Annotated in this window: 20 protein-coding genes; 10 read left to right on the top strand and 10 right to left on the bottom strand. The window is 73.1% G+C overall.

Features of this window, described 5'->3' with window-relative positions:
- The first annotated feature begins 30 nt into the window (after nt 1–30).
- Complete coding sequence (locus STTU_RS21410) at nt 31–2010, top strand: fibronectin type III domain-containing protein (protein WP_043255903.1); 1980 nt, start codon at nt 31–33, stop codon at nt 2008–2010.
- Between the two features lie 204 nt (nt 2011–2214).
- A complete protein-coding gene (locus STTU_RS21405) occupies nt 2215–3273 on the top strand; it encodes a WxL protein peptidoglycan domain-containing protein (RefSeq protein ID WP_007826697.1) in 1059 nt (352 codons plus the stop codon).
- 109 nt (nt 3274–3382) lie between these two features.
- Here the strand turns inward: STTU_RS21405 and STTU_RS21400 are convergent, their stop codons facing one another.
- Nucleotides 3383–4228, bottom strand: coding sequence for a LysR family transcriptional regulator substrate-binding protein (locus tag STTU_RS21400; protein WP_043255902.1), 846 nt, complete (start codon nt 4226–4228; stop codon nt 3383–3385).
- 60 nt (nt 4229–4288) lie between these two features.
- Between STTU_RS21400 and STTU_RS21395 the strand changes: the two genes are divergently transcribed.
- Complete coding sequence (locus STTU_RS21395) at nt 4289–4681, top strand: DUF5997 family protein (protein ID WP_007826695.1); 393 nt, start codon at nt 4289–4291, stop codon at nt 4679–4681.
- A gap of 111 nt (nt 4682–4792) precedes the next feature.
- Here the strand turns inward: STTU_RS21395 and ychF are convergent, their stop codons facing one another.
- The gene (gene ychF / locus STTU_RS21390) at nt 4793–5881 is read right to left on the bottom strand and encodes a redox-regulated ATPase YchF (RefSeq protein WP_010274321.1); all 1089 of its coding nucleotides are present in this window, start codon (nt 5879–5881) and stop codon (nt 4793–4795) included.
- A gap of 331 nt (nt 5882–6212) precedes the next feature.
- Here ychF and STTU_RS21385 point away from each other — a divergent pair, with 331 nt between their 5' ends.
- The gene (locus STTU_RS21385; RefSeq protein WP_010274322.1) at nt 6213–6617 is read left to right on the top strand and encodes a DUF6542 domain-containing protein; all 405 of its coding nucleotides are present in this window, start codon (nt 6213–6215) and stop codon (nt 6615–6617) included.
- Between the two features lie 22 nt (nt 6618–6639).
- Here STTU_RS21385 and ppgK read toward each other — a convergent pair whose 3' ends face one another.
- On the bottom strand, nt 6640–7386 hold the full coding sequence (ppgK, locus tag STTU_RS21380; protein WP_043255901.1) for a polyphosphate--glucose phosphotransferase: 747 nt from the start codon (nt 7384–7386) through the stop codon (nt 6640–6642).
- A gap of 163 nt (nt 7387–7549) precedes the next feature.
- Nucleotides 7550–8593, bottom strand: a complete 1044-nt coding sequence (locus STTU_RS21375) for a 4-hydroxy-3-methylbut-2-enyl diphosphate reductase (RefSeq protein ID WP_009065623.1) — start codon at nt 8591–8593, stop codon at nt 7550–7552.
- A gap of 134 nt (nt 8594–8727) precedes the next feature.
- On the opposite strand from STTU_RS21375, the gene STTU_RS21370 reads away from it, so the two are divergent.
- The 5 genes from STTU_RS21370 (at nt 8728) to STTU_RS21350 (ending at nt 13091) form a co-directional block, all read left to right on the top strand.
- Nucleotides 8728–10137, top strand: coding sequence for an APC family permease (locus tag STTU_RS21370; protein WP_043255900.1), 1410 nt, complete (start codon nt 8728–8730; stop codon nt 10135–10137).
- 140 nt (nt 10138–10277) lie between these two features.
- Nucleotides 10278–11507: an exodeoxyribonuclease VII large subunit gene (gene xseA, locus STTU_RS21365; protein WP_007826684.1), complete on the top strand. Its 1230-nt coding sequence runs from the start codon at nt 10278–10280 to the stop codon at nt 11505–11507.
- Nucleotides 11504–11764, top strand: a complete 261-nt coding sequence (locus tag STTU_RS21360; RefSeq protein WP_043255898.1) for an exodeoxyribonuclease VII small subunit — start codon at nt 11504–11506, stop codon at nt 11762–11764. Before xseA ends, STTU_RS21360 begins: the two co-directional genes overlap by 4 nt.
- Before the next feature lie 142 nt (nt 11765–11906).
- A complete protein-coding gene (locus STTU_RS21355) occupies nt 11907–12371 on the top strand; it encodes a GNAT family N-acetyltransferase (RefSeq protein ID WP_043255896.1) in 465 nt (154 codons plus the stop codon).
- A 126-nt stretch (nt 12372–12497) separates the two neighbouring features.
- Nucleotides 12498–13091: a malonic semialdehyde reductase gene (locus STTU_RS21350; RefSeq protein ID WP_007826679.1), complete on the top strand. Its 594-nt coding sequence runs from the start codon at nt 12498–12500 to the stop codon at nt 13089–13091.
- A gap of 262 nt (nt 13092–13353) precedes the next feature.
- Here the strand turns inward: STTU_RS21350 and STTU_RS21345 are convergent, their stop codons facing one another.
- A complete protein-coding gene (locus tag STTU_RS21345) occupies nt 13354–13920 on the bottom strand; it encodes a DUF4245 domain-containing protein (protein WP_007826677.1) in 567 nt (188 codons plus the stop codon).
- Between the two features lie 280 nt (nt 13921–14200).
- On the opposite strand from STTU_RS21345, the gene glpX reads away from it, so the two are divergent.
- Entirely contained in the window at nt 14201–15244 is a 1044-nt protein-coding gene (gene glpX, locus STTU_RS21340) for a class II fructose-bisphosphatase (protein WP_007826674.1), read from the top strand.
- 92 nt (nt 15245–15336) lie between these two features.
- On the opposite strand, the gene STTU_RS21335 is transcribed toward glpX, so the two are convergent.
- From STTU_RS21335 to STTU_RS21315, 5 genes are all read right to left on the bottom strand, one after another.
- Nucleotides 15337–15603, bottom strand: coding sequence for a DUF6510 family protein (locus tag STTU_RS21335; protein WP_007826672.1), 267 nt, complete (start codon nt 15601–15603; stop codon nt 15337–15339).
- Between the two features lie 30 nt (nt 15604–15633).
- The gene (locus STTU_RS21330) at nt 15634–16380 is read right to left on the bottom strand and encodes an FAD-binding oxidoreductase (RefSeq protein ID WP_007826670.1); all 747 of its coding nucleotides are present in this window, start codon (nt 16378–16380) and stop codon (nt 15634–15636) included.
- A gap of 1 nt (nt 16381) precedes the next feature.
- Nucleotides 16382–16990 (bottom strand): molybdopterin-dependent oxidoreductase, encoded by a 609-nt coding sequence (locus STTU_RS21325; RefSeq protein WP_007826668.1) that lies wholly within the window; start codon nt 16988–16990, stop codon nt 16382–16384.
- Between the two features lie 107 nt (nt 16991–17097).
- Nucleotides 17098–17466 (bottom strand): WhiB family transcriptional regulator, encoded by a 369-nt coding sequence (locus STTU_RS21320; RefSeq protein WP_007826666.1) that lies wholly within the window; start codon nt 17464–17466, stop codon nt 17098–17100.
- Nucleotides 17467–17721: 255 nt separating this feature from the next.
- Nucleotides 17722–18387 (bottom strand): DUF1707 SHOCT-like domain-containing protein, encoded by a 666-nt coding sequence (locus STTU_RS21315; protein WP_007826664.1) that lies wholly within the window; start codon nt 18385–18387, stop codon nt 17722–17724.
- Between the last annotated feature and the right edge of the window lie 58 nt (nt 18388–18445).

The raw sequence follows: 18445 nt of genomic DNA, 5'->3' as shown, positions 1-18445 counted from the left end.
TTCACTCGTCCCACACGAGAAACGGACACCATGAACACCAGACCCTCCTCGCGGGCCGCCCGGCCCGCGCGGCGCCGCGTGGCCACCGGGACCGCCGCGGCGATCCTGGGCATGACGATGGCGCTCGGCGGCGCGCTCGCCTCGCCCGCCACCGCGGCCGATGCCGCGTCCGCCACCGGGATCATCCTCGGCGTCGGCGCCAACGAGACCCAGCGCACGGTCTCCTGGTACACCGCCGAGGACAGCGCCCAGCAGGTGCAGCTCGTCCCGACCGCGCGGCTCGCGAACGGCGAGTTCCCCGCCGACGCCGCCGTCTTCGACGCGAGCGGTTCCGCGAACATCGCGACGAGCGGCGGCTTCAACCGGCACGCGACGCTCACCGGGCTCCAGGAGCACACGGCGTACTCGTACCGGGTCGGCACCGCGGGCTCGTGGTCGCCCACGTACTCCTTCAAGACGCAGGACTTCGAGGGCGATTACGACTTCCTCTTCTACGGGGACCCCCAGATCGGCTCCTCGGGCGACACCGCCAAGGACCAGGCAGGCTGGGAGGACACCGTCAACGTGTCCCTCGCCGCCAACCCCGACGCGGAGCTGCTCGTCTCCGGCGGCGACCAGGTCGAGAGCGCGAACAACGAGTCGCAGTGGAACGCCTTCCTCGCCCCCGGCAAGCTGAAGCAGTACCCGTGGGCGGCGACGATCGGCAACCACGACGTCGGCGGCAAGGCGTACGAGCAGCACCTGTACACGCCGAACACCGACCGCTCGGCCCCGTACTACTCCAACGGGAACCCGTCCTCGAACACCTCGGGCGGCGACTACTGGTACATCTACAAGGACACGCTGTTCATCGACCTGAACAGCAACAGCTACGCCACCTCGCAGGGCGGCGGCGGTGACGCGGCGCACCTCTCGTACGTCAACGACATCATCAACAAGCACGGCTCCGAGGCGAAGTGGAAGGTGCTCGTCTACCACCACGCCATCTACTCCCCCGCCTCGCACGCCAAGGACAGCGACAACAAGGTCCGCAGGACCGACTTCCCGACGGCCTTCTCGAAACTCGGCGTGGACCTGGTCCTCCAGGGTCACGACCACAGCTACTCCCGCAGCTACCTGATCAAGAACGGTCAGAAGGCGGACCCGGAGGAGCAGCCGGGGCAGAACGAGGTCTACCCGGGTCCCGGCGGCGTCCTCTACGTGACCGCCAACTCGGCCTCGGGCTCGAAGTACTACGACATCACCGCGCCGGACAACAGCGGCACGAGCGGTGCGGGAAACGGCGCCGACCCGCTCAATCCCGGTAGCTACTGGTACAACTCCGTGCAGAACCAGGAGCACGTGCGCAGCTACGTCAAGGTCGGCGTGCGCAAGGACAAGCTCGTCGTCGAGAACCTGCGCAGCGGTACGTGCGCGGCGCCCAACGCGGCCGTCGAGCTGAAGCAGGACGACTGCGCGAACACGCCCGAGGGGCAGCCCGTCGGCTCGATCGTCGACAAGGTCACCGTGCACCCGCACCACGGCGGCGGCCAGGACCTCCAGGTCGACGTGCCCGAGGCGGCGCCCGGTGAGTTCGGCTGGACGATCGACGGCTACAACGGCCTCGTCGACCTCGGTACGGCCAAGGACAAGGACGGCGACCACTTCGAGGCGGCCGGGACGATCAACCCGATAGCCGTGACGGACAGCCGCCGCACCCTCGCGCCCTGGTCGGTCTCCGCGAGCGTCGGGGACTTCAAGGACGCGGACAAGACCTTCTCGGGCTCCAACCTCGGCTGGACGCCGAAGGTGCTCCAGGAGGGCGCGGGCGCGAAGGCCGGGGCGCCGATCGGCTCCGGCTTCGACACGCAGGGCAAGGGCCTGTCCGTCTCGCGCGGCCTCGGCTCCGCGGCGCAGGGCCACGCCAAGGGCAAGGCCAAGCTCGGCGCGGACCTGGACCTGAAGATCCCGGGTTCGGCCGCGAAGGGCTCGTACCGGGCCACCCTGACGATCACCGCGCTGAGCAGCTGAGCCGTACAGACCGCAGTCGTACCTGAGTCGCAGGTACCCGATGCGTACGTACCTCAGCGGTACGTACCTCAGCGATACGTACCTCAGCCGTACGTACCTGGGGCGGGCGCCCACCCGGCGCCCGCCCCTCCACCCGCTCCCGGTCTCCGCCCTCCACCCGCTCCCTCGCCCCTCCCCCGCTCCCCTCCCCTTCCAGGACCCGAGATGCCCACCGCCACCCGTGCCACCACCCGAACCCCCCTCCGCCTCCTCCTGCTCCTCCTCGCCGCGCTCCTCCTCACCGGCGGGTTCGCGTCGGCGCCCGCGCACGCGGCGGACGAGGACGTCACGTGGACGGTCCGTACGGCCCCGAACTCGTACGGCGCGGACCGCTCCAGCTACAGCTACGGCGTGAACCCCGGCGGCCACGTCGAGGACGCGATGGTCGTCGCCAACCGCGGCAGGAAGCCGCTGACGCTCACGGTGTACGCGGCCGACGGCTTCACGACGGACACGGGATCGCTCGACCTGCTCCCGGCGGACAAGAAGTCGGTGGGCGTCGGCGCCTGGCTCCGTACGGATGCCACGAAGATCACCGTCCGCCCGGGGAAGACGGCCGAGATCCCCTTCACCGTCGCGGTCCCGCGCAAGGCGACGCCGGGTGACTACGTGGGCGGGCTGCTCACCTCGCTCAAGCAGTCCGACGACGCCGAGGGCATCAACGTGGACCGGCGCCTGGGCATCAAGGTGAAGCTGCGCGTGAGCGGCACCCTGAAGCCGGCGCTCGCGGTCGAGGACGCGCACGTCTCGTACGACGGCACGGCCGACCCCTTCGCGAAGGGGAGCGCGACGCTGACGTACACGGTCCACAACACGGGCAACGCGGCCGTCGCCGCCCGCCAGGCGGCCGAACTGACCGGCCCCTTCGGCTGGTTCACCGCTCACGTGGCGCCCCCGAAGGACACCCCCGAACTCCTCCCCGGCGAACGCTGGAAGGTCACGGTCCCGGCGACGGGAGTGGCCCCGTCCTTCGCGCTGACGGCGAAGATCACCCTGACCCCGCTCCTCACCGACGCCTCGGGCTCGACGTCCCCGCTCTCCCCGGTGGAGGCGACGGCCCACGGCACGGCGATCCCCTGGACCCTGCTCGTCCTCGTCCTGGCACTCCTCGCCTGCGCGGTGGCAGCGCTCCGCCTCCGCCGCCGTCGCAAGCAGGGCGAGGAGGAGCGCGTACGGGAGGCGGTGGCGAGGGAGCTGCGGGAGCGGGAGGCGAAGGTGGGGTGATGGGCGGGCCCCGGCCCGTACCCGCGACCGGGCGACTGTACGACCGGGTGACCGTGAGGCCGAGCGCCCCCACAACCGAGTGACCGTGGGGCGGGCGACCGGCCCGCGGCTACGGGCGCTTGCGCGGCTTCCCGCGCTTGGCGGCACCCCTGGGCGCGCCCTTCGCGGCGCCCTTCGAAGACCCCTTCGGCGCCCCCTTGGACGTCCCCTTCGCGGCACCCTTCGCCGCCCCGGACCGCCCGCCCCCCGGCTTCCCGCCGCTCCGCCCGCCCGCGCCGGCGGCCCGCTTCCGGTCCCCGCCCGCTCCGCGCCCGCCGCCCTCGTTCCGCTCGGCGGTGGCCGGCTGCCGGCTGCGGCTGCTGTTGACCGTACGGCCGCGGACGATGCCGATGAACTGCTCGACCAGGTCCGTGGTCGCGTCCTCGGGCCAGGCGAGCGCGACGCGCGAGACGGGGGCGTCCGTGACCGTGCGGTAGGTGAGGTCGCGCCGGTGGTGGAGCCGGGCGAGGGACTGGGGTACGACGACTACACCGACCCCGGCGGCGACCAGCTCGACGGCGTCCGCGGTCGTGGCGGGCCGCTCGTTCGCGGGGCGGCCGGGCAGTTCCTCCCACTCCAGTACGTCGTCGAGCGGGTGCAGCAGGATCTCGTCGGCGAGGTCGGCGGTGGTGATCTCCTCGGCCACGGCGACGAGGTGGTCCTTCGGGATCACGACGACCGTGGCCTCGGTGTAGAGGGGGATGGCGCTCATGTCCGTACGGTCCACGGGCAGCCGCAGGAACCCCGCGTCGGCGCCCCGCGCGCGCAGCAGCCCCTCGGCCTCGTCCGTGGGGACGGCGGTGAGGGTCAGCGGGACACCGGGAAGCCGCTCGTTCCAGATCCGCACCCACTTCGTGGGGGTCACGCCGGGAACGTAGGCGAGCGTGAACGAAGGGGAAGCGTCCGAGCCAGTCACCGCTCCAGGCTACCGGCGACCGTGGCGTCACGAGCCCCGGGCACTCGTTACGCTGGACGCATGACGTCGCACAAGACCACCCAGACCATGAAGCCCGCGACCGCGGCGAAGAAGCTGGGTGTGTACCTGGAAGCCACCCCCGCCGAGTTCCGGGAGGGCCCCGTCTCACGCGACGAGCTGAACGCGCTCCAGGCCGACCCGCCCGAGTGGCTCCGCGAGCTGCGCCGCGACGGCCCCCACCCCCGCCCGGTGATCGCGGCCCGCCTGGAGATCTCCATCGCGGGCCTGGCACGCGGCGGCATCACGGACCCCCTCACCACGGCGCAGATCGAGGCCCTCAAGCAGGAGTGCCCCGACTGGCTCCGCCAGGAACGCGCCACCCAGGCCGAGACCCGCAAGGAAGCCGCCCGCATCAAGGCCCGCAACGAGGAACGCGCGGCGCGCACAGCCTGACACCCTCCCCGGCCGCGAAGCCGGGAAGGACACGCACACACGACACAGCGAAGGGCCCGGCTCCAGAAGCCGGGCCCTTCGTCCGTTCAGCGCCGCCGGACCACCAGGACGTCACACGTTGAACCTGAACTCCACCACGTCCCCGTCCCGCATCACGTAGTCCTTGCCCTCCATGCGGGCCTTGCCCGCCGCGCGGGCGTCGGCGATGGAGCCGGTGGTGACGAGGTCGTCGAAGGAGATGATCTCGGCCTTGATGAAGCCGCGTTCGAAGTCGGTGTGGATGACTCCGGCCGCCTGGGGGGCCGTAGCGCCCTTGTCGATGGTCCAGGCGCGGGTTTCCTTGGGGCCGGCGGTCAGGTAGGTCTGGAGGCCCAGGGTCTCGAAGCCGACGCGGGCCAGGGTCGCGAGGCCGGGTTCGTCCTGGCCGACGGACTGGAGGAGTTCGAGGGCCTCCTCGTCGTCCAGTTCGGCGAGGTCCGCCTCCAGCTTCGCGTTGAGGAAGATCGCCTCGGCCGGGGCGACGAGCGCGCGCTGCTCGGCCTTGAAGGTGTCGTCCGTCAGCTCGTCCTCGTCCACGTTGAAGACGTAGAGGAAGGGCTTGGTCGTGAGCAGGTGCAGGTCGTGGAGGGGGGCGGCCTTCTCCGTGCCCTGCGCGATGCCCTTGGAGAAGAGGGTGTCGCCCGCCTCCAGGATCGCCTTCGCCTCCTCGACCGCCGCCAGCTTGGGGGCCACGTCCTTCTTGATCCTGGCCTCCTTCGCGAGGCGCGGGAGGACCTTCTCGACCGTCTGGAGGTCGGCGAGGATCAACTCGGTGTTGATCGTCTCGATGTCGTCCTTCGGGGAGACCTTGCCGTCGACGTGCACGACGTTGTCGTCCTTGAAGGCGCGGATCACCTGGCAGATCGCGTCCGTCTCGCGGATGTTCGCGAGGAACTTGTTGCCCAGTCCCTCGCCCTCGCTCGCGCCGCGCACGATGCCGGCGATGTCGACGAAGTCCACCGTCGCGGGGAGGATACGGGCCGAACCGAACAACTCGGCGAGCTTCGGCAGCCGGGGGTCCGGCACGCCCACGACGCCCACGTTCGGCTCGATCGTCGCGAAGGGGTAGTTCGCGGCCAGCACGTCGTTCTTCGTGAGGGCGTTGAAGAGGGTGGACTTGCCGACATTGGGCAGGCCGACGATACCGATGCTTGTGCTCATGGCTCTCTAACTAAGTCCGCTCGCGAATCCGAAGGTGGCCCTTCACGGTACAGGGAGGCGGTACGGGGCCGACCCGGCACCGTACGGCAGCAGGGGCGCCGTGGGCAAAAGCGCGTGTCCCGGACCGCGGGGCACGGGGCGCGGCGCCTACGTTGGTGCGGTGGAGCAACCCAGTACGCGCCGACCGCCCGACAGGCCGTCCCCCCGTCCCCCCGCCGCCCGGCCCGCCCGCCGCCCGCTGCCGCCGCAGGGCGCGCAGGGGCGAGGGGGCCCTCCGCGTCCGCCGCGCCGCCCCCGTACCGCCTCGGGTGCGACCCGTACCCCCTCCCGCGTGCCCGGTCCCCGGCTCACCGGGCTCGGCACCGGGCTCTTCGCCGCGGCGGCGATGCTGCTCGCCTCCGGCCTCGCGCTCGCGGCGGGGTCCTCGGTGCTCGTGTACGGGCTGCTCTTCCTGCCCGTGAGCGTGCTCACCGCGCTGTGGGTGCGGCCCGCCGACCTCTTCGCGGCCCCCGTCGCCGTGCCCATCGCCTTCGCCGTGGGCCTCGCGCCGCTCGCCGAGAGCGAGGGCGGGCTCGCGGGGCACGCGGTGGGGGTGGTGACGGCGCTCGCGGTGCACGCGGGGTGGCTGTACGCCGGGACGGCCGTGGCGGTGGCGCTGGTGATGGCGCGCAAGGTGCGGATGGTGCGGAGGCGGGCCGCGGCCTCCGCACGGGGCAAGGGCCGGCCGCCGGGGTGAGGGGCGGCCGGTCCCGGCCGGCTCAGCCGCGTTCCGCCGCCCGCATCGCCGCGCCCACGATCCCCGCGTTGTTCTGGAGCTGCGCCGGGACGAGGTCGGCGCGGATGCCCTCGATGTGGGGGAGGAACTTCTCGGACTTGCGGCTCACTCCGCCGCCGATGACGAGGAGTTCCGGCGAGAAGAGCATCTCGACGTGGGCGAGGTACTTCTCGACCCGCTTCGCCCAGTGCGAGTAGCTCATGTCGTGGTCCTCCTTGACCTTCGACGAGGCACGCTTCTCGGCGTCGTGCCCGTCGAGTTCCAGGTGGCCCAGCTCGGTGTTCGGCACGAGCACGCCGTTCGTGAAGAGCCCGGAGCCGATGCCGGTGCCGAAGGTCAGGACGATCACCGTGCCGGTACGGCCCTTGCCCGCGCCGAAGCGCATCTCGGCGAGGCCCGCCGCGTCCGCGTCGTTGAGCGCGGTGACCGGGCAGGAGGCGCCGAGGCTCTCTTCGAGGAGGCCCTCGATGTGCGTACCGACCCAGCTCTTGTCCACGTTCGCGGCGGTACGTACCGTGCCGTCCGTGATGACGCCGGGGAAGGTGACCCCGACCGGGCCCTGCCAGCCGAAGTGGTCCACGACCTCCTTCACCTTCTCCGCGACGCCCTCGGGGGTCGCCGGGTGCGGGGTGAGGACCTTGTGGCGCGGCTGCGCCAGGTCGCCGAGGTCCAGGTCCACGGGCGCGCCCTTGATGCCCGAGCCGCCGATGTCCACGCCGAAGATCTGCATGGGGACCACCGTACGACGGACCCCCCGCGCCTGACCCGCGTTACGCGGCGGCCGGGGGGTCTCGTTGGCGGGACGCCTCCTTGACGGGACGCCTCGTTGACAGGGCGTCTCGGTGACGGGACGCCTCGGTGACGGGGCGTCAGTCCGGACGCGTGCGGAGGGTTCAGCCCGCGGCGCGCGTCCCGGCCGCGAGTGCCGCCGCCTCCGCGCGCAGGTCGCGGCGCAGTTCCTTCGGGAGCGAGAAGGTGATCGACTCCTCCGCCGCCTTGACGATCTCGACGTCCTCGTACCCGCGCGTCGCGAGGTCCGCGAGGACGCCGTCGACGAGGACCTCGGGGACCGAGGCGCCGGAGGTCACGCCGACCGTCTCGACGCCGTCGAACCAGGCCGGGTCGATCTCGGCGGCCTCGTCCACGAGGTGCGCGTCGCGTGCGCCCGCGCCCTTGGCGACCTCGACGAGGCGGACCGAGTTCGAGGAGTTCTTCGAGCCGACGACGATGACGAGGTCGGCGTCGGCGCCCATCTGCTTGACGGCGGTCTGGCGGTTCTGCGTGGCGTAGCAGATGTCGTCGCTGGGCGGCGAGACGAGGCCGGGGAACTTGGTCTTGAGCGCGTCGACCGTCTCCATCGTCTCGTCCACGGAGAGGGTCGTCTGCGAGAGCCACACGACCTTCTTCTCGTCGCGGACCTCGACGTTCGCGACGTCGTCGGGGCCGTCGACGAGCGTGATGTGGTCGGGGGCCTCGCCGGAGGTGCCGATGACCTCCTCGTGCCCCTCGTGGCCGATGAGGAGGATGTCGTAGTCCTCGTTCGCGTACCGCACGGCCTCGCGGTGCACCTTGGTGACGAGCGGGCAGGTCGCGTCGATCGTCGCGAGCCCGCGCGCGGCGGCCTCCTCGTGCACGGTCGGCGCGACGCCGTGGGCGGAGAACATGACGATGGAGCCCTCGGGGACCTCGTCGGTCTGCTCGACGAAGATCGCGCCCTTCTTCTCCAGGGTCTTCACGACGTACTTGTTGTGGACGATCTCGTGGCGGACGTAGACCGGGGCGCCGTACTGCTCCAGGGCCTTCTCCACGGCGATCACGGCACGGTCCACGCCGGCGCAGTAGCCGCGCGGCGCGGCGAGCAGCACGCGTTTGCCTGCGCGCGGCGCCGCCTGCGTTCCGGGGGTCCGGTCGGGCGTCGGGCTGGGCGTAGCAGTCATGCCGCCCATCGTACGGCCGTGTCGGGCAGGACCCGGGGGCGCACCTCGCCCAGACTGGCGGGTACGCGGCAGGAGCGTGCGCTCCGCGGCGTATGCAGGTGACGAGACGGCCGGGCGAGGCAGGAGGAGCACGGGTGAGCGACGAGCGCGCGAGGCACGAGGGTCCGGAGCCGGGCGAGGGGGCGAGTCCCGCCGTCGACCCGGGGGCGCCGCCGCCGGTGGCGGGTTCGGGGCGCCTCCACCGTGAGCTGGGTTTCCGCGACCTGGTCGTGTACGGACTCCTGTTCATCGCCCCCATGGCCCCGGTCGGGATCTTCGGGACGCTCGACGCGAAGTCGCACGGCGCGGTCGCGCTCGTCTACGTCGTCGCGACGATCGCGATGGCCTTCACGGCGTACAGCTACTCGCTCATGGTGCGGGTCGTGCCGCACGCGGGCTCGGTCTTCGCGTACGCGCGGGCGGGTCTCGGGCGGCACGTGGGCTTCATCGCGGGGTGGATGGTGATGCTCGACTACCTCCTGATCCCGGCCGTGGCGTACCTCTTCTCGGGCATCGCGATGAACTCGCTCGTGCCGGACGTGTCGCGCTGGGTGTGGACGGCGGCGGCGGTCGTCATCACGACGGCGCTCAACCTGTGGGGGGTGCGGGCCGCCGCGCGCGTGGGCTTCGCGGTGCTCGCGATGGAGATCGTGGTGCTGCTCGTCTTCTGCGTGTCGGCGATCGTGATCCTGGCACGGGACGGGGCGGTGCGGGACTGGTGGTCGCCGTTCACGGGCGACACGAGCACGTTCACGGTCTCGGCGGTCGTCGGCGCCGTGTCGGTCGCGGTGCTCTCGTACCTCGGCTTCGACGCGATCGCGACGTTCGCCGAGGAGACGACGGGCGGCTCGGCGAAGGTGGCGCGGGCGCTGCTGTTCTGCCTCGCGCTCGCGGGCGTGCTCTTCATCCTCCAGACGTACCTGGTGGCGCTCCTCGAACCGGTCTCGTCCGCGCACCTCGCCTCGCACCCCGAGGAGCAGGGCTCGGCCTTCTACGACGCGGTGGACACCTCGGTGGGGGGCTGGCTGCACGACCTCGTCGCGGTGAGCAAGGCGATCGGCGCCGCGTTCGCCGCGCTCGCGGGGCAGGCGGCGGCGGGGCGGCTGCTCTTCGCGATGGGCCGCGACCGGCGCCTGCCGCGCGTCCTGGCCCGTACGTGGGACGGCGTCCCGCGCGTGGCGCTGCTCCTCTCGGCGGTCGTCACGTGCGCGGCGGCCCTGTGGGCGGCGAACCGCGCGACGGGGCTGGACGACCTCAGCTCGGTCGTGAACGTGGGCGCCCTGAGCGCCTTCACGCTCCTCCACGCGAGCGTCGTCGGCTGGTTCGCCGTCCAGCGGGGGGGCGGACGGCCGAGCTGGTGGCGGCACGTGCTGATTCCGGTGGTGGGGGCCGCGATCACGGTGGCGGTCATCGTGGAGGCGACGCACTCGGCGCAGGTGGTGGGGGCGATCTGGCTGGCCGCCGGGCTGGTGGTGCTGGTGACGCAGTGGCGGGTGCTGCGTTAGGGGGTTTCCGCGGCGCGGGTGTTCTGGGGCTCCGCCCCGGACCCCGCTCCTCGAACCCCCCCGGCCTCCGGCCGGGAGGTGCCCCCAGAGGGGCTGGATCGATCGCTCGGCGTGTCAGTGAGGGCCGTTAGGCTCGTGGCATGCCTGTTCAGACCACCCCTGAAGCCGCCCTGCCCGTCCGGGAGGTCTCGCGGCTCATCGGGGACTGGGTCGCGCGGCTCGGCGAGGTGTGGGTCGAGGGACAGCTCACGCAGATCTCGCGGCGCCCCGGCGCCCGCGTCGTCTTCCTCACCTTCCGCGACTCCTCGCACGACGTCTCGATCTCGCTGACGTGCTTCCGGCCCGTCTTCGACGCGGTCGCCGATGTCGTCACGGAGGGCTCGCGGATCGTCGTCCGGGCGAAGCCGGAGTGGTACCAGGGCCGCGGCTCGCTCTCCCTGCGCGCCTCCGAGATCCGCCCGGTCGGCATCGGTGAGCTGCTCGTCAAGCTGGAGCGGCTCAAGAGGGAGCTGACGGCCGAGGGGCTCTTCGCCGCGGACCGCAAGCGCCCGCTGCCCTTCCTGCCGCGCCGCATCGGCCTCGTCACGGGCCGCGCCTCGGCGGCCGAGCGGGACGTCATCAAGAACGCCGAGGCGCGCTGGCCCGCCGTCCGCTTCGAGACCCGGGAGGTGGCCGTCCAGGGCGTCCACGCGGTCTCCCAGGTCGTCGGCGCCGTCAAGGAACTCGACGCGCACCCGGACGTGGACGTGATCGTCGTCGCGCGCGGCGGCGGCAGCGTGGAGGACCTGCTGCCCTTCTCGGACGCCGAGCTGATCCGTACGGTCGCGGCCTGCCGCACCCCGGTCGTCTCGGCCATCGGCCACGAGCCGGACACGCCGCTCCTCGACCTCGTCGCGGACCTGCGCGCCTCGACCCCGACCGACGCGGCCAAGCGCGTCGTCCCGGACGTCGGCGAGGAGCTGGAGCGGGTGCGCCAGACCCGCGACCGGGCGCGGCACGCGATCCGCGCGCTCGTCGACCGCGAGGCGCACGGCCTGGAGCAGGCGCTCGCGCACTCGGTGCTGCGCGATCCGTACCGGCTCGTGGCCGGGCGGGACGAGGAGATCGGTGCCGAGATCGACCGGGCCCGCCGCACGGTCGGCCACCTGCTCGACCGCGCCGACTCCGACCTGGCCCACACGCTCGCGCGCGTCGTCGCCCTCTCCCCTGCCGCGACCCTGCGGCGCGGGTACGCGGTGCTCCAGCGCGCGGACGGCGCCGTGGTGCGCGCCCCCGAGGAGATCGCGGCGGACGAGGAGCTGCGGGCGCGGGTCGCGGAGGGCGAGTTCACGGTACGGCGCACGGAGCGCCGCAAGGACGACGAAGGGTGAAGGACATGGGAGCGACGAAGGCCGCCGAGAGCCCCGCGCTCGGTTACGAGGAGGCGCGGGCCGAGCTGGTCGACGTCGTGCGCCGGCTCGAATCGGGCGGCGCGACGCTGGAGGAGTCGCTCGCGCTGTGGGAGCGCGGCGAGGAGCTGGCCGGTATCTGCCGTACGTGGCTGGAGGGCGCGAGGGCCCGGCTCGACGCGGCACTCGCGGAGCGCGAGGACGAGGCGGAGGGGGCCGGGGCGGGCGAGGAGGACTGAGAGCGGGCGGGAGCGGGCCGCGCGAGGTCCGGGGCGCGGGCAGGGAGTACGGGGCGCGGGCGTGTGGCCGTGCGGCACGTACGGGGCGTACGGGTCGTGCCGCGCGCGACGGCCCGCTCGCGCGGACTGCGAGAATCCGCCGGTGACCCCCGCACCCCCGCGTCCCGCGACGTCCTCCGACATCGCCGCCTTCCTCGCGCTCGCCGCCGAGGTCGAGCACTGGTTCGGCCCGATGGTCGCCGAACCCGGGTTCCACGCGGCTCTGCGCTCCCACATCGCCGAGGGGGCCGCACTGCTCGTGGAGGACGCCGACGGGCCGCTCGGCGGCATCCTGCTGGGGCCCGGCGGCGAGGGCACGCCGCACCACGTGCACTGGCTCGTCGTGGCCGCCCGCGCGCGGGGCACGGGGGTGGGCCGGGAACTCATGGCGGAGGCGCTGCGGCGGTTCGGGCCCGGGAGCGTCGAGGTCGTGACCTTCGGCGCGGACCACCCGGGGGCCGGGGAGAGCGGCGCGCGCGCCTTCTACCGGCGGCTCGGCTTCGTACCGGCCGAGGCGGCGGAACCCGGGCCCGAGGGCGGCTCGCGGCAGGTCTTCCGCAGGGAGTGAGCGCGCGCGGGCTGTTAGGCGGATCACGTCGTTCCCCTTTTTGTTGAAACTTCAACGTCGGGCGACGTAGCGTGGGGGCTGTCCAGGCCCCACCAGGGCTCCTTCCCCTTTACGAGGTACCACCGCATGTCGCTCGTTCTCGACGCAGCCACCCAGGACCTCCTCTTCCGCGAGGCCCGCACGGCGAACACCTTCACCGATGAGCCGGTGACCGACGAGCAGATCCAGGCCGTCTACGACCTGATCAAGTTCGGCCCCACCGCGTTCAACCAGTCGCCGCTGCGCATCACCCTGGTCCGCTCCCCCGAGGCCCGCGAGCGCCTCGTGCCGCTCATGGCCGAGGGCAACCAGGCGAAGACCGCCTCGGCGCCGCTCGTCGCGATCCTGTCGACGGACAACGAGTTCCACGCGGAGCTGCCCAAGCTCGTCCCGCACGCCCCCGGCATCGCCGAGGCGTACTTCTCGGCCCGCGCCGTCCGTGAGCAGGTCGCCTCGATCAACGCGACCCTCCAGGCCGGTTACTTCATCATCGGCATCCGCGCCGCCGGGCTCGCCGCGGGCCCGATGACCGGCTTCGACTTCCCGGGCGTCCAGAAGGAGTTCCTGGACGACGACCACACCCCGCTGATGATCATCAACATCGGCAAGCCGGGCACCGACGCCGCGCCCTTCCCGCGCCTGCCGCGCCTGGCCTTCGACGAGGTCGTCACCACCGTCTGAGCGGTGCGCCCGGCAACGGGCGCGAAACAGCGAGCCCCGGGAACAACGGCGTTCCCGGGGCTTTGTGCCGCGCGGACGGTTGCGTACGGGGTGGGACGGGCTCGCGGGGCCGGGCGGGCTCGCGGGCCGGTACCGGTCTCACGGCCCGGAACAGCCTCGCTGACCGGTACAGCTCTCGCGGCACGGGACGGCCCCGCCTAGGCGGCACAGGGCCCCGCGGGGCCGTCCCGGGCGGTGTCCCGTACCGGCGCGGCTCAGGCGCTCAGGCGCTGCGGGGGCTCGGGTCCGCCGACGCGGAGGCCGCGGCGGGGTCGGGGGTGCGCAGGGCCTCGGCGAACGCCTTGAGCTGCGCGAGGCCCGCCGAGCCGGTCACGACGGTCGTCGACCTGCCTTCGCGCAGCACGAGCGCGTCGTAGCGGTCGCCCTTGTACGGCTGCCAGTCGCGGCCGTTGATGCGCGTCGCGGCGCCCGAGCTGCGGGCCTCCTGCGTCACGTTCTCGATGAACTCGGCCGGGTCCTTCGTGGACTGCTCGACCGCGACGTACTTCTCGTGCGGGTCGAGGTACCCGAGGTGCCAGGAGTCGCCGTCCTGGGCGCGGTACCTGACCGAGGTCGCCTTCCACGTCTTCGGCAGGCCCTCGGGGGCCGCCACCGGATAGGCCGCCGCGCGCTGCGCGGTCGCCAGCTCGACGCGGTAGTCCACCCGCGCGACCGGGTCCTTGGAATCGTCGTGGGGGACGAGGATCCAGATGCCGGCCGCGATCGCGACGATCACGCCGAGCGACAGGATCATGTCCCGAACCGTCTGCTTGCCCCTCTTGCCTGCCACGCGCCCATCGTCCCAGACCGCCGCCGCGCCTCGTGCGCGGGCCCCGCACACGCGCCGCGCACGGACCCCGCGCGTGCCGCACACGCGCCCCGCAGGCGCCTCGCGCGCGCCACCGCCCTCGTCCAGGCCCCTCCGTGCGCTCATCCGTGGGGCCCGCTGCTCATTTTGTCGTACTGGCGGATAAAATCGATAACAACCCTCGATTCCGGCCCCGACCCGCGCCCCGCCTCCTCGGGCGCTCGCGCGGGGCCGCCGCTCGCATCAGGAAGGTGCAGCCCCGATGAGTTCTGAGCACCCCGAACACCACCTGCCTGCCCCCCTCGACGTCTCACCGGAGGCCCCGGACCGCAACCTCGCCCTCGAACTCGTCCGGGTCACCGAGGCCGCCGCGATGTCCGCCGGGCGCTGGGTCGGGCGCGGCGAGAAGAACGGGGCGGACGGTGCCGCCGTGCGGGCGATGCGTTCGCTCGTCTCGACCGTCTCCATGAGCGGTGTCGTCGTGATCGGCGAGGGCGAGAAGGACGAGGCGCCGATGCTCTTCAACGGGGAGCGGATCGGCGACGGGACCGGGCCCGAGTGCGATATCGCGGTCGACCCGATCGACGGCACGACCCTCTGTGCGAAGGGCATGCCGAACGCCATCGCGGTGCTCGCGGCGGCCGACCGGGGCACGATGTTCGACCCGTCCGCCGTCTTCTACATGGACAAGCTCGTGACGGGCCCCGAGGCCGCCGACTTCGTCGACATCAACGCGCCCGTCGCGGTGAACATCCGCCGGGTCGCCAAGGCGAAGAACTCGACGCCCGAGGACGTCACCGTCGTCGTGCTCGACCGGCCGCGGCACGAGGGCATCGTCCGTGAGATCCGCGAGACGGGCGCCCGGATCAAGTTCATCTCGGACGGGGACGTGGCCGGTTCGGTCATGGCGGTGCGCGAGGGCACGGGCGTGGACCTGCTCATGGGCATCGGCGGCACGCCCGAGGGCATCATCAGCGCCTGCGCGATCAAGTGCCTCGGCGGCGTGATCCAGGGCAAGCTGTGGCCGAAGGACGAGGCCGAGCGGCAGCGCGCGGTCGACGCGGGCCACGACCTCGACCGCGTCCTGTCCACGGACGACCTCGTCTCGGGCGAGAACGTCTTCTTCGTCGCGACCGGCATCACGGACGGCGAACTCCTGCGCGGCGTGCGCTACCGCGCCGCGACGGCGACGACGCAGTCCCTCGTGATGCGCTCGAAGTCGGGCACGATCCGCCAGATCGACTCGACGCACCGGCTCTCGAAGCTGCGCGCCTACGCGAGCGTGGACTTCGACCGGGCCAACTGAGGGCGCGGCAGCGGTAGTCGACACGGCGGGGGGACGGGGAACCAGGGCACCCCGTACCCCCGCCGCGCCTGCGGCAGGAGGCTCCGCGCGCCTCACCCCGTCCGGAAGCGGAAGGCGCCGTCCGGGCCGCCGAGGGAGAGCCAGGTGAAGGGGCCCTCGGTGGTGATGCGGAGGGCGATCGCCTCGCAGCCGGGGCAGCGCGCGGTGAGGCCCGGCTCGGGCCCGTAGACGCGCAGCCCCGCGAGGGGGCCCCGGACGCCGCAGTCCGGGCAGTGGCGCCAGGCGGTGGTGGGGTCGACCGCGAGGATCGGGGCGAGGGGGCCCGCGAGGGCGTTGCCGTCGAGGTATGCGTCGGTCATGGGGTCAACTCCTGCCGTTGGTCGGCGCGTTCAGCCGAAGCGTTCGGTGCGGATGCGCTCCGCGGGGTGGCCCGCGAGGAGGAGCAGGTCGGCCGCGTACTCGACGAAGCCGGTCGGGCCGCAGACGAAGACGTCGGGGACGCCGGGGGCGAAGGGGCCGTCGGCGTCGGGGAGGTCGGTGCTCGCGATCCGGCCCGGCGGGCGCGGGTCGCCGGGCGGCGCGGCCCTGGTGTGCAGGAGCCGTACGGACACGGGCGGGGCGAAGGCCGCCAGTTCGCTCCCGTACCAGAGCTGCGCCGGGTCGCGCACGGAGTAGACGAGGCGGGCCGGGACGCGGGCCCCCGAGGTGCGGTGGCCGCGCAGCATCGCCATCAGCGGGACGACGCCGGAGCCGCCCGCGAGGAGGAGGAGCGGGGCCGTGGCGCGCTCGGGGCGCCACACGAACCAGCCGCCGAGCGGTCCCCGTACCTCCACGTCGGCGCCGACCGGCAGGTCCTCGGCGAGGTAGGGCGAGACCTCGCCGTCGTCGACCGGCTGGACGCCCACCTCCAGGTGCTCGCCCCTGCCGGGCGCGGCGAGCGAGTAGCTGCGGGCGGCCCGGTAGCCGTCCTCGGCGGTGAGGCGGATGTCGATGTGCTGGCCGGGCAGGTGGCCCGGCCAGCCGGGGGCGCGGAGTACGAGGGTGCGCGCGGTGCCGGTCTCGGGGGTGCGGGCGAGCAGCGTCGCGCGGGCCCAGCGCTGGTACGGGGTACTGCCGCGGGCGGCGGGGGCGGCCATGTCAGTCGCTCCAGGTGCGCTCTTCGCGCCAGGGGTCGCCGTGGTTGTGGTAGCCCGCGTTCTCCCAGAAGCCGGGCTCGTCCTCGACCGTGAGGCGGATGCCCTTGAGCCACTTCGCGGACTTCCAGAAGTACAGACGCGGGACGAGCAGCCGCAGCGGGCCGCCGTGCTCGGGCGAGACGGGGAAGCCGTCGTACTCGTGGACGATCCAGGCGCGCCCGCCGGTGATCTCGGCGAGCGGGAGGTTCGTCGTGTAGCCGCCGTGGGACTCGGCGACGACGTACCGGGCGCGCGGGCCCGCGCCGCCCGCCGCTTCGAGCAGGGTGTCGAGGGCGACGCCCTTCCACCGCGTGCCGAACTTCGACCACCGCGTCACGCAGTGGATGTCGGTGGTGACCTCCTCCTGCGGCAGCGCGAGGAGACCGTCCCAGTCCCACGTGTGCCGCTCGCCCGTCTCGGAGGTGAGCGTGAAGGTGTACGCCTCGGTGCGCAGGCGGGGGGTGGGCCCGGCGGAGAGGACGGGGAACATCTCCGTCGGGTACTGGCCCGGGGGCAGCCGGTCGGTGAGCCGCCGGGGCTTTCCGTGGAAGCCGGGGGTGAGTGCGTTCACCCTTCCAGGCTCTTACGGGGTGCGGGGGGCGCAACTCGGGGCGGGGACGGGGGTGCGGAGACCGGGGTGCGAGGGGCGGTCCGGGCCGTGCGGCGGGTGGCTCCGCGTCAGCGGGCCGAAGTGACCGCGCGGCGTCGGCGGCGGGCGAGGAGGACGCGGCGCTCGGCCGCCGTGAGGCCGCCCCAGACCCCGTACGGCTCCGGCTGGACCAGCGCGTGCTCGCGGCACTCGACCCGTACCGGACAGTCGGCGCAGACGCGTTTGGCGGCGTCCTCGCGGGACAGACGCGCGGCGGTGGGCTCCTTGGAGGGGGCGAAGAAGAGGCCGGCCTCGTCGCGGCGGCAGACGGCCTCGGCGTGCCACGGGGTGTCCTTGTCGCGGGGTGGGGTGCTCGTACCGCGCTTGCGCTCCGGCTCGGGGGACCGCTGCTGGGGGATGGCGCTGATCGGGAGGGACTGACGCGGCGAGTACAGCACGGTCTACTCCTGACGACGGCTAACGGCTTCGCGAGCGACGAGCGACGTGTGACGAGCGATGGAGCAAGCTCTACCCGCTGTGCGCGCGCCTATGCACTGCGTGGGGACACGGCGTCGGGAGGGAGCGGCGCGCGGGGCAGGAGGGGAGGGATTCCCCGCGAGGTGGGTGAGCACTCACTCACCTACGGACAGGGTTTCTCGCCCCGCCCGTTCGGTGCGGGGCGTGGTGGCGCGTTGTCCTCGCTTCGGCCGTCCTCAGCCCAGGCGCTTCCGCAGGTGCCGGGACAGTTCCCGGATCAGGCGCCCCCGCTTCGGCTCCGCCTCCACGCTGCCGAGGACCGCGAAGCCCTCGACACGGACGGACGGGGCCTCGGGGTCGGCGGCCTGGAGGCCCTCGACCTGGAACTCGCCGAGGACTCCGCTGCCGCCGCCGTGCAGCGTCACGTTCTCCGGGACGCGGATCTCGACGCTGCCGAGGACCGAGAAGGCGCGGATGGTCACCTGGCGGTGCTCGAAGATCGCCTGGCTCAGGTCGATCTCGACGCTCCCGAGGATCGCGTACGCGTTGATGCGGGCCGCCGGGCGCCAGTGGCCCCGGCGCACCGCCTGCGAGAAGACCGCGTACAGGCTCTCCTCGGGGCCGGCCTGCGCGGGCGCGACCGGGGCGCTCCTCGCGCCGGGGCGCGGGAGGTCGGCGACGAGGGGTTCGAGGGCCGCGTGCGTACGGGCGGTGTAGACCGCCTCCACCCGCTCCGCGTGCTCCTCGGCGGTCAGGCGGCCCTCCGCGAGCGCCTCGCGCAGGATCGCCGCGTAGTGGTCGCGATCGGCGTCCGAGGCGCGCAGGGCGGGGCTGCCGCCCGCACCGTCCCCCGCGGTCGTCGTGGGGCGCTGGGCGGTCTGGGGGCGCTTGTCGAGGTCCACCGCCGCAGGGTACCGAAACGCGATAGATCGCGACACCCCACGCGACAGTCTCTTTCCG

Source organism: Streptomyces sp. Tu6071, from assembly GCF_000213055.1.
Classification (GTDB): domain Bacteria; phylum Actinomycetota; class Actinomycetes; order Streptomycetales; family Streptomycetaceae; genus Streptomyces; species Streptomyces evansiae.
This window is presented reverse-complemented; position numbering and strand designations above follow the sequence as displayed.